At 56.7% G+C, this 12,996-nt stretch carries 14 protein-coding genes and 1 pseudogene; 1 reads left to right on the forward strand and 14 read right to left on the reverse strand.

Annotated features, from left to right (window positions below):
• Positions 1-136: 136 nt before the first annotated feature.
• The 13 genes and pseudogenes from Q0C28_RS13135 to Q0C28_RS13195 form a co-directional block, all read right to left on the reverse strand.
• A pseudogene (locus Q0C28_RS13135) lies at positions 137-625 on the reverse strand (urea carboxylase-associated family protein); the annotation flags it as partial.
• A gap of 87 nt (positions 626-712) precedes the next feature.
• Complete coding sequence (locus Q0C28_RS13140; RefSeq protein WP_293576501.1) at positions 713-1,894, reverse strand: type III PLP-dependent enzyme; 1,182 nt, start codon at positions 1,892-1,894, stop codon at positions 713-715.
• A 334-nt stretch (positions 1,895-2,228) separates the two neighbouring features.
• Positions 2,229-3,008, reverse strand: coding sequence for a succinate dehydrogenase iron-sulfur subunit (locus Q0C28_RS13145; protein WP_293576503.1), 780 nt, complete (start codon positions 3,006-3,008; stop codon positions 2,229-2,231).
• Between the two features lie 131 nt (positions 3,009-3,139).
• Positions 3,140-4,057 carry a hypothetical protein gene (locus tag Q0C28_RS13150; protein ID WP_293576505.1) on the reverse strand — a complete coding sequence of 306 codons (918 nt, stop codon included), beginning with the start codon at positions 4,055-4,057 and terminating at the stop codon, positions 3,140-3,142.
• Entirely contained in the window at positions 4,054-4,902 is an 849-nt protein-coding gene (locus tag Q0C28_RS13155) for a sulfotransferase domain-containing protein (RefSeq protein WP_293576507.1), read from the reverse strand. Before Q0C28_RS13155 ends, Q0C28_RS13150 begins: the two co-directional genes overlap by 4 nt.
• On the reverse strand, positions 4,903-6,726 hold the full coding sequence (sdhA, locus tag Q0C28_RS13160; protein ID WP_293576509.1) for a succinate dehydrogenase flavoprotein subunit: 1,824 nt from the start codon (positions 6,724-6,726) through the stop codon (positions 4,903-4,905).
• 24 nt (positions 6,727-6,750) lie between these two features.
• Entirely contained in the window at positions 6,751-7,122 is a 372-nt protein-coding gene (locus tag Q0C28_RS13165) for a succinate dehydrogenase, hydrophobic membrane anchor protein (protein WP_293576511.1), read from the reverse strand.
• Positions 7,123-7,133: 11 nt separating this feature from the next.
• Complete coding sequence (sdhC, locus tag Q0C28_RS13170) at positions 7,134-7,517, reverse strand: succinate dehydrogenase, cytochrome b556 subunit (protein WP_293576513.1); 384 nt, start codon at positions 7,515-7,517, stop codon at positions 7,134-7,136.
• A 192-nt stretch (positions 7,518-7,709) separates the two neighbouring features.
• Positions 7,710-8,411 carry a DUF1194 domain-containing protein gene (locus Q0C28_RS13175; RefSeq protein ID WP_293576515.1) on the reverse strand — a complete coding sequence of 234 codons (702 nt, stop codon included), beginning with the start codon at positions 8,409-8,411 and terminating at the stop codon, positions 7,710-7,712.
• 83 nt (positions 8,412-8,494) lie between these two features.
• Positions 8,495-9,526, reverse strand: a complete 1,032-nt coding sequence (locus Q0C28_RS13180) for a MaoC family dehydratase (RefSeq protein ID WP_293576517.1) — start codon at positions 9,524-9,526, stop codon at positions 8,495-8,497.
• Positions 9,526-9,729, reverse strand: a complete 204-nt coding sequence (locus tag Q0C28_RS13185; protein ID WP_293576519.1) for a DUF1737 domain-containing protein — start codon at positions 9,727-9,729, stop codon at positions 9,526-9,528. Before Q0C28_RS13185 ends, Q0C28_RS13180 begins: the two co-directional genes overlap by 1 nt.
• A 7-nt stretch (positions 9,730-9,736) precedes the next feature.
• A complete protein-coding gene (locus tag Q0C28_RS13190; protein ID WP_293576521.1) occupies positions 9,737-10,285 on the reverse strand; it encodes an NnrU family protein in 549 nt (182 codons plus the stop codon).
• Between the two features lie 33 nt (positions 10,286-10,318).
• A complete protein-coding gene (locus tag Q0C28_RS13195) occupies positions 10,319-11,173 on the reverse strand; it encodes a CoA ester lyase (RefSeq protein WP_293576523.1) in 855 nt (284 codons plus the stop codon).
• A 379-nt stretch (positions 11,174-11,552) separates the two neighbouring features.
• On the opposite strand from Q0C28_RS13195, the gene Q0C28_RS13200 reads away from it, so the two are divergent.
• Positions 11,553-11,894 (forward strand): hypothetical protein, encoded by a 342-nt coding sequence (locus Q0C28_RS13200; protein WP_293576525.1) that lies wholly within the window; start codon positions 11,553-11,555, stop codon positions 11,892-11,894.
• Between the two features lie 147 nt (positions 11,895-12,041).
• On the opposite strand, the gene Q0C28_RS13205 is transcribed toward Q0C28_RS13200, so the two are convergent.
• On the reverse strand, positions 12,042-12,797 hold the full coding sequence (locus Q0C28_RS13205) for a sulfite exporter TauE/SafE family protein (RefSeq protein ID WP_293576526.1): 756 nt from the start codon (positions 12,795-12,797) through the stop codon (positions 12,042-12,044).
• Positions 12,798-12,996 lie beyond the last annotated feature (199 nt).

The following is a 12,996-nucleotide window of genomic DNA, read 5'->3' on the forward strand; positions in this document are numbered from 1 at the left end:
CACACCACCGCCCGCACCAAAGCGACGCGGCCGACCACCAAAAAAGGAGAAACTGATCGCAACAACCGGCTGATCACCGAGACCAGAAAGTGGGGAATTTTACTTCGCCACTTTTGGGGATTTTTGAAACGGCATTTACAAGATTGCCAGTGTAGGGATCGCATCTTGTGCCAATCACATCATGCACAGATCCGCCGAACTCATCGATACCGTACCAACCCAACGTGTCGCCAATGATCGTGGCCATCGGTCTGAGACTGGGCAAGCTGCTCCACAGACGTTCTCCGACGGTCACATGGGTTCCATGCAGCGCGCGGGTTTTGCCGGAAAAAAACCGCTCGGACAAATCCTCTTTATTCCACAGGTTCAGATCCCCGACCTGCGATCCCTGAACCGAGGAAATGCGAAAGAAATGGCCTGCTGGCACAGTGAAACAGGCCGCATCGCGCGGGTTCACCAGAACCTCATCAGTTTTCACTGCCCCGTCACGCGCAGCCTGATACAAAGCCAAATCAGGCTGCGGCAGCGTTTCGTTTGGATAGCAAATCACAGGCGTTACCGCGCGCCGCGCGGCGGCATCATCTGGTGCTGCAAGGGGGGTGTTTGGCAAAGTGGCCACAGACATGATCGCAATCCTCTCAATAAGTTGCGACCATCAAACCGGCAGTTTGCAGCGGTGGCAAGCACTTGTGTCCAAACCCCATCCGCGGGTCTAAATCACAACCACATCAAGCGGCGGGAACCCGTTGAACCCGACAGAGGCATATGTGCTGGTGTACGCCCCGCATGCGTGAATGACGACTCTATCCCCGGCCCGCAAATCCAATGGCAGCTGATAGGGTCGTTTTTCATACAACACATCTGCGCTGTCGCAGGACGGCCCCGCCAAAACACAGGGACCCATCGCTCCGCCATCGCGGTCTGTCGTGATGCGATAGCGAATGGCCTCGTCCATGGTTTCAGCCAAACCCGAAAACTTGCCAATATCCAAATAGACCCAGCGATGGTTATCAGAGCCATCCTTGCGCGACACCAGCAAAACCTCTGCTGCGATCGCGCCAGCCTCCGCCACCAAACCACGGCCAGGCTCTGCCATGATCTCTGCCGCATCAGGGAACCGGGCGTTGACCAAAGCCATCACCTGTTCGGCGTAGTCGTGCGGCGCCAGAACCGCACCACCGTAGCTGGCGGGAAATCCCCCACCAATGTTCAACACCCGAAGCGGGTGCCCGGCCTCTTTTGCTGCGCGCCAAATGTCCGCCACCTGATCCAAAGTGTCCGCCCACATCGCAGGCTCTCGGGTCTGGGACCCCACATGAAACGAGAGGCCCAACACGTCCAAGCCACTTTCAGCCGCCTGATCCATAAGCGCCAAAGCCATCGATGCGCTACAGCCGAATTTCCGGCTCAGCGGCCAATCTGCACCTGTTGCACCAACCAGCACCCGAATGATCACCCCTGCCCCAGGCGCATGAGCGGCAATTTTGGCCACTTCTTCGGAGGCGTCTGCTGCGAACTGCGTGATACCGCAGCCATAGGCAAAGGCGATATCGGCTGGCCGCTTGATCGTATTTCCAAAAGAGATATGCGCAGCCGGGGCGCCCGCGGCCAAGCACTGCCTGATCTCTGCCTCACTCGCCGCATCAAAATGCGCACCGCACGCGACCAGTCGCTGCAGGATTTGGGGCGCAGGATTGGCCTTCACCGCGTAGTGAATTCTGGCCCGTCCCAATCCGGATGCCAGGCGATCATATTGTTGAGCGACAGCCTCCGCGTCGATCACCAAAGTAGGCCGCTCAAAACGGTTCTGCGCAATGTATGAAAGATGTCGGGACACCGACGAAATACCGAATTCACCGGCGATATGCCCGGCTACGTTTGCGTTCATGGTCATCTCCAAAAGACCCGGCCATCTATGACCGCTCACTTCAATCAGAGACGTTACCGTCGCTACGTAACCATGGGGGTGTAACCCTTGGGACAGAGGCGCGTGCGTTGGCGTCTGCGCGCCATATCACTCAATCCTTCGAGTCTTTCAAGCTTTTTCTGAACCGGAAACCCCTTATTTTTATGACGAAATTTGATCAGATTTAGCGAGCGGCGAAGTGCGTATCGGTTGCTCTTCGATCACCTGAGCCCAATCGTTGGCTCTCGTCAAAGATCCGCTGAAAACAAAAGCGCCACCTGCGGTGGCAGGTGGCGCTTTGGCATGGAATAATTCGTCTCGATCAGACGGAGCGTTCCACCATCATCTGTTTGATATGCGCAATCGCTTTGGCCGGGTTCAATCCCTTCGGGCAGGTCTTGGCGCAGTTCATGATGGTGTGACACCGGTAGAGCTTGAATGGATCTTCCAGTTCATCCAACCGCTCGCCAGTCGCTTCATCCCGGCTATCAATGATCCAACGATACGCGTGCAACAAAGCTGCCGGGCCCAAATACCGATCACCATTCCACCAATAGCTTGGGCAGGAGGTGGAGCAAGACGCGCACATCACACATTCATACAGCCCATCAAGCTTCTTGCGGTCGTCAATAGACTGCTTCCACTCCTTGGCAGGGCGGTTTGTCTTGGTCTCCAACCAGGGCATGATCGATGCGTGCTGCGCATAGAAGTGGGTCAGGTCGGGAATCAGATCCTTGACCACGGGCATATGCGGCAACGGATAGATTTTCACATCGCCTTTGATCTCATCCAGACCATAAATACAGGCCAATGTGTTGATACCGTCGATGTTCATCGCACAGGACCCACAAATCCCTTCCCGGCAGGATCGGCGGAACGTCAGAGTGGGATCAATCTCGTTCTTGATCTTGATCAGCGCATCCAGAACCATCGGCCCGCAGCTGTCCATGTCGACGAAATAAGTATCAACCTGCGGGTTCTTTCCGTCATCCGGGTTCCAGCGATAGATGCTGAACTTGCGCACATTCTTCGCGCCTTCGGGCTTGGGCCAGGTTTTACCCGTGGTGATCTTGGAATTTTTCGGAAGTGCGAACTCTGCCATAGATCATTCTCCTTGCTGAGCTGCCCAACCGGATGCAACGAACGGCACCGGTTGGAAAGAGGCTGGGCTCGGATCCATCCGAGCATCAATCAAAACGCAATTCTTGCGAATGGGAATAAGGCGGTCGTGCATCATATGCCCTCCACCTTTGTGGGCGCATCAACGAGGGCGTTGGCGCCAATCAGTGTCATCAGATGCGTGGCATCGTCGGGAAACAGGCTGGTCAGTCGCGACACAAACACATCATCCAGCGCCGCCAAGGATAGAACAGCGCGATACTCCGGGTCTTTGGCCATACCCCGCCAGCGGTTCATTACATCGAGTTCAGTTGCGGTCGTCGCCTTTGGCTGGAAACTGGATCCCCCCCCGTAGGCCTGAACCATACCGAGGCTGTTGTCCCGCACCTCCAAACCGAGAGCCTGCAAACGCTGGGCGCGGTAAAGATCGCTTTCGACCCAATGGTCATAGCAAATGGCCACCGATCCGCGTGCCTGCGCCTGATCCTGCGCTGCCACGACCTCCGCCAGCAGGTCGCCATATGTCGCGATGGAGCGCATCATCACAGCGGCCCGGTCCGCGCTGCGGTAGCGTGGATTACGACGCAATTTGGCCAAGAGCGATGCGGACCAATTCAGAAAACTGCGATAAACCAAAACGCTATGGTCAAACGCCTGATCAGAGAGCGGGCCGGACAAATCGCGATCTGCGTGCGCCCGTCCGAGTGTTGTGTCTTCATAAGACAACAAGAGCATTGCGTCCGGTCCGGCCTCTTCAGCGGCATGCTCAAGGGGGGCCGAGCACCGGTGCCCAGAGACCTCAAGCCCGTTGTGGTGGCGGAATGGGTCCCGTCCTGCACGGCAATTGTTCAAAAACAGGGCTTTTCCGGTCGACGCGTTGCGCTGGAGCCAATTTGCAATCGCATGGTTACCGGAGCGGCGCATCCCGACCATGCGCAGCGTCTTCACAGGCTGCCACCCGAGCTGCGCCACAAGTGCGGTTTCATGCGTTTGCACGGTGACGCGTGGTGTTTCTGTGAGCGCCGCCATCATGCGTCGCACCCCGCCGTGGCGGCCGACGAAGCGCTATCGGTTGAGTGCTGCATGGCGTTTAACCAGCCCGCATCGGTCTCATAACCGAGCGTGACCAGATCGTCCGCATGGCGTTCCGCATATAGCTGCGCTGTTGCATATGGCAATGCGGTTTGCCACTGGCCGGACGCGCCGGACACCACGTGAGTAGCCGTTCGTCCGGTGTTTTGGTCGCGATTGGTGCTTTGGTCCGCTGCCAACCCACCAAACAGAGAGTTCTCGAAATAGATGGTTTTCGCGGTTTCAGCCTCGGCATTGTCGAACCCAAAAAACCGCAAGACATCCGCAAACAACGCACAGCTCTGATCGTCGATCAGATCTTCATATCGCAGATCCATCGCACGCGGATGGCCATAAGGCCATTTCAACATCTCACCCAGGGTCTTGAGGTGCATATTGCGCATCTCAAAATCAAGCTTGGCCTCTAGGTCGGTCAGGCTCTGCAAATGTTGCTGATAGCTCAAACCGTTCAGATCGGCCCGTGCGCCGTGCAAGAAACGTTCTTGTCGACCTGGGCTGTTCTCATGATAGCGAGCACCAGACAAAAGCACATCGCGCGGGTCGCGGATGATGTGCAAAAACCGCGCTTCGGGATGATCGAACAGAGCCGGCGCAAAAGCGCCCGACCAGTTCACAACAATCACCCGACCCGTGTCCGGGATTCGCTGCCACCGATCCGGATTGTGCACCGGTTCGAATGGGATCTCCAACGCCTCCCCGATCATACGCCAGACACGCCGCATCCAGACGGTACCCGTCTTGTGATGCGTGCCGACGCACAAAATCCGAGGAGGCGCAGAGGTCATTTAGAACGTCCGCTCTTTCGGAGCGATCTTCTGCAGGCTGATGCCACCCTGGCTTTCGGTGGTGAGCGGATCTTCGATAACCGGGCGATAGCTCAGCTTCATCTGTACGCTTTCGATCCGGTTGCCAGACGCCCGCGCAATGGTGTGCACACGCCAGTTCGCATCATCCCGGTTCGGGTAATCCTCATGCGCGTGTGCGCCACGGCTTTCCCGACGCGCCTCAGCACCAACGATTGTTGCCAGCGCATTGGGCATCAGGTTGGTCAGCTCAAGCGTTTCCATCAGATCCGAGTTCCAGACCAGGCTGCGATCGGTCACCTGCAGGTCGTCCTGCTTGGACGCGATGGCAGTCATTTTTTCCACCCCTTGCTTCAGGGTTTCATCAGTGCGGAACACGGCAGCATCGGCTTGCATTGCCTTTTGCATTTCCAACCGCAGTTCAGCTGTCGGGATTTGCCCCTTGGCATGGCGCAGACCATCAAAACGATCAAACGCCTGATCGACCGCCTTTTTATTGGTTTCTGGCACGGCCGAGTTCGGGTCGACAACCTTGCCCGCTTTGATCGCGGCAGCGCGGCCAAACACCACCAGGTCGATCAGGGAATTCGAACCAAGACGGTTGGCACCGTGAACGGATGCACAACCAGCCTCACCAACAGCCATCAGGCCCGGCACGATCCGGTTGGGATCTTCCGGTGTCGGATCCAGAACCTCGCCCCAGTAGTTGGTCGGAATACCGCCCATGTTGTAGTGCACCGTTGGCAGAACTGGGATCGGCTCTTTCGTGACATCGACGCCGGCGAAGATTTTCGCGCTCTCCGAAATACCCGGCAACCGTTCTGCCAAAGCTTCGGCTGGCAAATGGCTGAGGTTCAAGTGAATGTGATCGCCGTTTTGACCAACACCGCGCCCTTCGCGGATTTCCATGGTCATGCAGCGAGACACATAGTCCCGAGGAGCAAGGTCCTTATAATTCGGGGCATAGCGCTCCATGAAACGCTCACCTTCGGAGTTGGTCAGGTAGCCACCTTCGCCACGTGCCCCTTCGGTGATCAAACAGCCTGAGCCATAGATGCCGGTCGGGTGGAACTGCACAAACTCCATATCCTGCAGCGCAAGGCCTGCGCGAGCCACCATACCACCGCCATCACCGGTGCAGGTATGCGCAGACGTAGCGGAGAAATATGCGCGTCCATAGCCGCCGGTTGCGAGAACCACTGTCTTGGCGTTGAACACATGGAAGGTGCCATCATCCAACTTCCAGCACAGAACGCCGGTGCAAACGCCATCATCAGACATTTGCAGATCGATGGCGAAATATTCGATGTAGAATTCCGCGTTGTTTTTCAGCGACTGGCCATACAGCGTGTGCAGGATCGCGTGGCCTGTCCGGTCGGCGGCAGCACAGGTGCGCTGAACGGGCGGGCCTTCACCGAACTGCGTTGTGTGGCCACCAAAGGGACGCTGATAGATTTTGCCCTCTTCGGTGCGGGAAAACGGCACACCGTAGTGTTCCAGTTCATAGACCGCCTTGGGGGCCTCGCGCGCGAGGTATTCCATCGCGTCGGTATCACCGAGCCAGTCGGAGCCTTTGACAGTGTCATACATGTGCCACTGCCAGTGGTCTGGGCCCATGTTGGACAGCGATGCTGCAATGCCACCCTGGGCCGCGACCGTGTGGGACCGCGTCGGGAACACTTTGGAGATACACGCTGTGCGCAAACCCTGCTCTGCCATACCCAAGGTCGCGCGCAGACCGGCACCACCTGCGCCTACAACAACGACGTCGTATTCGTGGGTTTCGTATTCATATGCTGCTGTCATTATGTATGATCCTTATACCGGGTCTCACAGGGCAAGCTTGATAAGGGCAAAGAGCCCCGCCGCGATCAGCGTGTAGCAAAACGCCCGCACCGCAACGATCATCAGCTTCTCACCGACACCGTGTACATAATCTTCGATTGCTTCCTGGGCTTCATACATAAGCTGAATGAGCCCGACGATCAGGGAAAGGGCCATAATAATGGCAGGAATGGGCTGACTGAAATAGACCAGCACCTCTTCGTAGGGACGGCCAAGCCCAAGCCCAAGCGTGATCAGAAACAGCGGCGCAAGCACCACCATGATCATGGACCGCACCATCATCTTCCAATGGTTTTCGGTTCCCGTGCCGCCAGCGCCCAGACCCAGGGCACGCTTTCGATCTGTCATATAACGCATCTGGTTGCTCCTTATACGACCAGCGCCACAAGGGCGGTCAAAACGGTTGCGCCGACAAACATGCCGATGCCCATTTTTTCAGAGGTGGGCACGTCCAGGCAGTAACCGAAGTCCCAGATGACATGACGCAGCCGCCCCAGCGTGTGATACCAAAATCCCCACATGGCCGCGGTCAGGATAAGCATCCCAAACCAGCTGCGCAGGAACCCGTCAATGACGGCAAAAGCCGCTTCAGAGGTTGCCGCCGCCAAAAGCCACCACACCACCAGAGGTACGAGGGTCAGGACACCCAGACCACTGATCCGCACCATAATCGAAGAGATAGAGGTCAGCTGCGGACGATAGATCATCAGATGAGGTGAAAGCGGGCGATTGCCCCGATTTACATCGGCCATGTTGGCTCCTTTCCGGTTGGCTGACGACGTTTTAGCTGTTTTTTACGGCCTGTCACCCAAACGAGAGGTAAAAATGCCCAGATAATCTCGTGAAACTCCCGAAAATTCTCATTTGTGATCACTTGATTTGGGTAAGTGATCACAAATTACGAAAACCCTAATTTCTTACAGAATCACCCAGTCAAATTGGCTTCAGCGACGATTTGGCGCGGTTTGCGTCAATTGCGCAGTCTGTTGCGCCACTTCGCGCAACAGTTTCTTCCGAATGGCCTCGGGGTAATCTGCAAATCCAGAGGCCGTCTGAACAAAGGCACCAGGCCCCGTGATCACGCGCTCAAAGAAATAGCCGGTCAGGTCAGGTTCACTGGCCTCGATGGCCAAAGCGTTGACCGTGATGCCGTCATTGACGAGGGATGCGTGCAGATAATCTGGCGCAATTCCTTCGTTCGAAATCCCGTCACCCGAAACATCGACGATCTTCCGGCGGCAGTCCGGCACCTGCCGAAACTGCACCTGCGCGAGCTGGAGCGCCTCTCCAATACCAGTGGCAAAGTTCAACCAGGGTCGTGGAGCCGTGGAAATTCGCTGTGCCAACGCCTCTACCGCTGCAAAATCGCTGGTTTGGAACCACGGCAACGACACTTCCTGTCGGCCGCTGCCCGACCATTGCATCAGCAAGACACGGGCCTGGGCCCGCACGAGTGCTTCGGCAATGATCCCGTTGCGCAGCGCGGCAGCAAGCCCGTCCATCTGCACCCGGTACTCTGCCGCATCAACGCTGCCAGACACATCCACCGCCAACACAAGCGCAAGATCACAGGCCTGCGCCCGTGACGACGCAAGACCTGCGCAAGATATCAGCACCGACAGACAGACTGCTCGCAACCCTCTCATACGGGAAGTCTACGCAATGCGTGCCGTTCACCCTACTCTTTTTCCCGTGAACAATGCCGACCATCCCTGCGACGGCTACCCGGTTACAGCGGGATCACCGCCCAATAATCCAAGTCCAACAGAACCTCAGGACGATATTTGCCATCCTCGTCCCGCAGGACAAAAGGCGCGCTGCCTTGCGTTGCGACCAGCCGCAGTCGAATGACGCCCACGCCAGGCGCTGCTGTTTCAGCCTTGTCCAAGACCTCAGACCAGGCATGCACCGTCATGCCTGCACGACATGGGTTCACATGAGCGCCGCCATTCAACCCGACCATCATCTGAGCATTTGCCAGGCCGTTGAACGACAACGCCCGCGCCATCGAGATCACATGCCCGCCATAGATCAAGCGGGACCCATCTGGCCGTGCTGTGGTGTCAAAATGCACCTTAGCAGTGTTCTGCCAAAGCCTAGTGGCCATCATATGCTCGGCCTCTTCAATGGTAACACCATCAATGTGGTCGATTTTCTCTCCGATCTCGTAGTCGCCCCAGCGATGCTGCTCGCCTGCGAGTGCAAAGTCGTATTGCGAGAAGTCCAGCCCTGATGGGATGATCAGTTGTTCGGCCGGTATCGCTTTTTGCAACTCCGGTATCACTGTATCAGGTGCGGGGACGTCCAGATTGCCCTTTCGCACCATAACCCAGCGAACATAATCCATCACCAGCTCATCGCGTTGGTTCAGACCACGGGTGCGCACATAAACGACGCCAGTTTTGCCATTCGAGTTCTGCTTCACGCCGATGACTTCGCTTTCGGCCCGCAGGGTATCGCCGACAAAGACAGGCTGATGCCAACGACCCTCTGCATAGCCGAGATTGGCAACTGCATTCAGCGATACATCCGGCACTGTCTTGCCAAAGATCACATGAAACGCCGCTAAATCATCAAGCGGCGCAGCAGGCAGACCACATCCACGCGCAAATTCATCCGAAGAATACAGCGCATGACGCGCCGGGTAGAGCGCGTGATACAACGCGCGCTCGCCCCCAGAAACCGTACGGGGCACCGCATGATGCAGCACATCTCCCACAGCGTAGTCTTCAAAGAAACGGCCTGGATTGGTCTTTGCCATCAGTGTTCTCCCAACTTCGTGTCAGGGGTGTAGGTGCCCGGCACGGTCTTCACGACCGACTGACCACAGCGCATGATGCCTTTGACCGGGTCGAAGGTTTGCGTCGGGCTGCCATAAAGCTCCCATCCCTTGTTCAGCGCATCTGTCACTTTGTGACAAAAGGCCGATGTGTCGTCTTCGGACAAAAACCGATAGAGTTTCATGTTCTGATTATCCTGGAAAAGGTGAAGGGCCGATCAGCCCATGGATATAGCCGATCGCCCCAAGAAGAAGGATCGACGCAAAGAAAAACATGGCATCTTTCGCAAGGCTGCCCTTTGGCCCCGGCACCCAAGGCCCTTCGGCGCGATTGATCAATGTCATCTGGATCGGAACATAGACCAGCAGGCCGCCGAACAGGATCATTGATGCCAAATCACCGTTCACAAGCAGATGCGCAAACGCCCAGAGCGCAAAGCCGGTCAACATAGGATGACGCATACGGTTCAAGACCGCGCCTTTTTTGGCGGCGGGCGACATCAGGAAAAGAGCGATCAAAACCAATGTGTTGTTGATGTGGACCGTGAAACTGGGGGGCGCCCAGACATAGATGAATTCGGTTGAGCGATACCCAACAATCATCAAAACAATGCTGGTGGCGATGGCAATGGCGACCAGCCCCTTACCGCGATCACCCAAAGACGCGTGCTTTGCAGGTGCCAATCGTTTGAAAAAATGTGCGCCCCACCAAACCAGGATGCCTAGGACCAAAAGTGCCATGTCAGTCTCCCAAATGTAATGACTGAGTCAGGCTTAGGTCTTTAACCCGGCAATTGCATCTGCTTTCGCCAAGATCTCCCGCGCTGTGACAATATGCAGGTTCTCGACAATCTTGCCGTCGACCACCGCAACCCCCTCCCCTTGCGCCTGCGCAGCATCAAAGGCGGAAATCTGCCTTTGGGCCAGATCGACCTCCGCTGGCGACGGCGCAAAGGCTGTGTTGGCGATCTCAATCTGCGCCGGGTGGATCAGCGTTTTCCCGTCAAACCCCATGTCGCGGCCTTGCTCACATTCAGTCAGCAACCCCTCATCGTCTTTAAACGCATTATAGACGCCATCCACAATCACGATGCCCTCAGCCTTGGCCGCCAGCAGGCACATACCCAAGCCAGCCATCAACGGGAGCCGGTCCGATCGGAAGCGCACCTGAAGCTCCTTTGCCAGATCGTTGGTGCCCATCACCATGCCCTGCAACAGAGGATGCGCGGCAATTTCGGCGGCGTTCAACATGCCGCGTGGCGTTTCCATCATCGCCCACAAAGCTGTGTCGCCCGTCACCGAAGCGAGCGCATCCAGATCTTCTGCCGATGACACCTTTGGCAACAAAATCGCATCGCACCCCATGTTCACGGCAGCGCGCGCATCGGCGTAACCCCATGGCGTGTCCAGGGCGTTGATCCGCACGATCTTCATCCGCGCACCATAGCCACCCTCTTGCAGCGCGGCTGATAATGTGTCGCGCGCACTGTCCTTTTCGTCGGCAGCAACCGCATCTTCCAGATCGAAGATGATCGCATCAACCGGCAACCCTCGCGCCTTCTCCAACGCGCGCGGCTTGGATCCGGGGATGTAAAGGACTGACCGAAACGGGCGTAGACGCAGGTCCATTGCGAACTCCTAAAGACATATTATTGCTAAAACGGCTATTCATTCGACATGAAAAACTCAAGTGAAATTATGCCGCGTTGCAGAATTTTACGCCAAATCGACGGCAGGAATTGCGACACGCAACACATAAACATCTGATTTTTAATCTAGGATCACAGATCAGAGAGCAGCGTGCGCACCGTTAAGAGGATGTCAGGAAAGCTCTGCCACTCTTTTTCAATCGGGCGCTCCCGCCAAAATGGCGTTTGGGCACCCGGAACGGGCAAGGACCCGTAACAGCGATGACGCGACACCGGTACGGAGCAAGACCTGTCCAGGTCAGGACCACGTGACCAGACAGGGTGCCCCCTATCCGGAACTTCGGGAAAGGGTAAAACCCATGTTGAAGACGACGTTGAAAATGAAAATCGGACGGGGGATCACCCTGCTGTCAGCAGCCGCCGCCATGACCCTGCTCGCCGCTCCGACGGAGGCGCAGTCCAGCTCCAATTGCGCGCCGCGCGATCTGGTGGTGAAACGGCTTGCGGAGAAATACGGTGAGAGCCGGCAAAGCATCGGGATCGGCCAGCGCGGTATGGTGATGGAAACATTTGCCTCCGAAGAATCAGGCAGCTGGACCATTACGGTGACCAATCCTTCTGGCATGACCTGCCTTGTAGCCTCTGGGCAATCCTACGAAGTCCTTGCCGAGGCGCTGCCGATTTCCGACAGCGACGCCTGATTTTGCCGCAAGCCCAATTGATGAACTGGCGGACGGGGAGCCGCCGCTCAATGGGCATCGCTGTCTCGCTATTGCGCTGCGACGGTACCGCCATATCGGATCGGCTCGATCAGCCTGGGGCGTATCGCCGGAACCAACGCGCACCGGCTAGACCAGCCCATCCCAGATCAGTTTGATGCCCGTCAGTGTCAGCAGGACATAGGTCAGCGCAAAAAACAGCCTGTCGGATACGCGATGATGCAGCGTCACGCCGAGCCAAGTGCCGAACAATGCAAACGGTGCCAACAAAACATCAAATGCCAGTGTCGCAGGCGTCACGAGGCCAAAAGCAGCATAAGGAATGAACTTCGCCGCATTGAGCACCCAGAACACCAGCACCGTTGACGCCTGGTATTCCGTTTTGCTCATCTGGCGGCCCAACAGATACACTGCTGCGGGCGGCCCTCCTGCGTGGCTGACGAAACTGGTAAACCCGGCCACCAAACCAGCAATGATCCCAACGACCGGTGCTGTCTGGCGCGGCCGCACCAGGCGTTGTCGCACCCAACCAGACATCTGCCACAATACGAAACCAACAGACAGCCCGCCAATCAGAACCCGCATCCCATCTGCGTCTATCGAACGAAAAAATAACGCCCCAAGCGCAACGCCAGGAACACCGCCTGCGATCAGGATCAACGACTCCCGAAGACGCCAGCGCCCCCAATACGGGCGCAGCGAGACGATATCGATCAACATCAAAAGAGGCAGCATGAAAGCAAGGGCCACGCCGGGCTCCACAATCAGAGCAAGAATCGACGACGACGCAAAGGCTGCACCGGACCCGAAACCGCCCTTAGAAACACCCGCAAAAATCACCGCAAATACGGTGATCATGAAAAACATCACAGTCACTTCAGGCATAAGAAAAAACCGTATAACCCCCTAAATTGTCGCCCCTTTAGGCCTTACTGTCGGTTTTGCCTATACTTAGCGTCATCGAACTTCCGAGTTTTGATGAGTTGACGTCATGCGTGAAAACGGTTCAGTTAGGCTCATGATCCGCCCCGGTTTTCTTACCCCTTCAGAGCGTCGAGAGCTTGAGGCTTGCGTGCGCAGTCAT

Origin of the sequence: Phaeobacter sp. (genome assembly GCF_022825805.1) — a bacterium.
GTDB lineage: Bacteria > Pseudomonadota > Alphaproteobacteria > Rhodobacterales > Rhodobacteraceae > Phaeobacter.

Excerpts from the sequence above, each read along its gene's own strand:
- Q0C28_RS13140 (WP_293576501.1), bottom strand. The coding sequence starts at position 1,894 with ATGACCATGAACGCAAACGTAGCCGGGCATATCGCCGGTGAATTCGGT.
- Q0C28_RS13145 (WP_293576503.1), bottom strand. The coding sequence starts at position 3,008 with ATGGCAGAGTTCGCACTTCCGAAAAATTCCAAGATCACCACGGGTAAA.
- Q0C28_RS13150 (WP_293576505.1), bottom strand. The coding sequence starts at position 4,057 with ATGATGGCGGCGCTCACAGAAACACCACGCGTCACCGTGCAAACGCAT.
- Q0C28_RS13155 (WP_293576507.1), bottom strand. The coding sequence starts at position 4,902 with ATGACCTCTGCGCCTCCTCGGATTTTGTGCGTCGGCACGCATCACAAG.
- sdhA (WP_293576509.1), bottom strand. The coding sequence starts at position 6,726 with ATGACAGCAGCATATGAATACGAAACCCACGAATACGACGTCGTTGTT.
- Q0C28_RS13165 (WP_293576511.1), bottom strand. The coding sequence starts at position 7,122 with ATGCGTTATATGACAGATCGAAAGCGTGCCCTGGGTCTGGGCGCTGGC.
- sdhC (WP_293576513.1), bottom strand. The coding sequence starts at position 7,517 with ATGGCCGATGTAAATCGGGGCAATCGCCCGCTTTCACCTCATCTGATG.
- Q0C28_RS13175 (WP_293576515.1), bottom strand. The coding sequence starts at position 8,411 with ATGAGAGGGTTGCGAGCAGTCTGTCTGTCGGTGCTGATATCTTGCGCA.
- Q0C28_RS13180 (WP_293576517.1), bottom strand. The coding sequence starts at position 9,526 with ATGGCAAAGACCAATCCAGGCCGTTTCTTTGAAGACTACGCTGTGGGA.
- Q0C28_RS13185 (WP_293576519.1), bottom strand. The coding sequence starts at position 9,729 with ATGAAACTCTATCGGTTTTTGTCCGAAGACGACACATCGGCCTTTTGT.
- Q0C28_RS13190 (WP_293576521.1), bottom strand. The coding sequence starts at position 10,285 with ATGGCACTTTTGGTCCTAGGCATCCTGGTTTGGTGGGGCGCACATTTT.
- Q0C28_RS13195 (WP_293576523.1), bottom strand. The coding sequence starts at position 11,173 with ATGGACCTGCGTCTACGCCCGTTTCGGTCAGTCCTTTACATCCCCGGA.
- Q0C28_RS13200 (WP_293576525.1), top strand. The coding sequence starts at position 11,553 with ATGTTGAAGACGACGTTGAAAATGAAAATCGGACGGGGGATCACCCTG.
- Q0C28_RS13205 (WP_293576526.1), bottom strand. The coding sequence starts at position 12,797 with ATGCCTGAAGTGACTGTGATGTTTTTCATGATCACCGTATTTGCGGTG.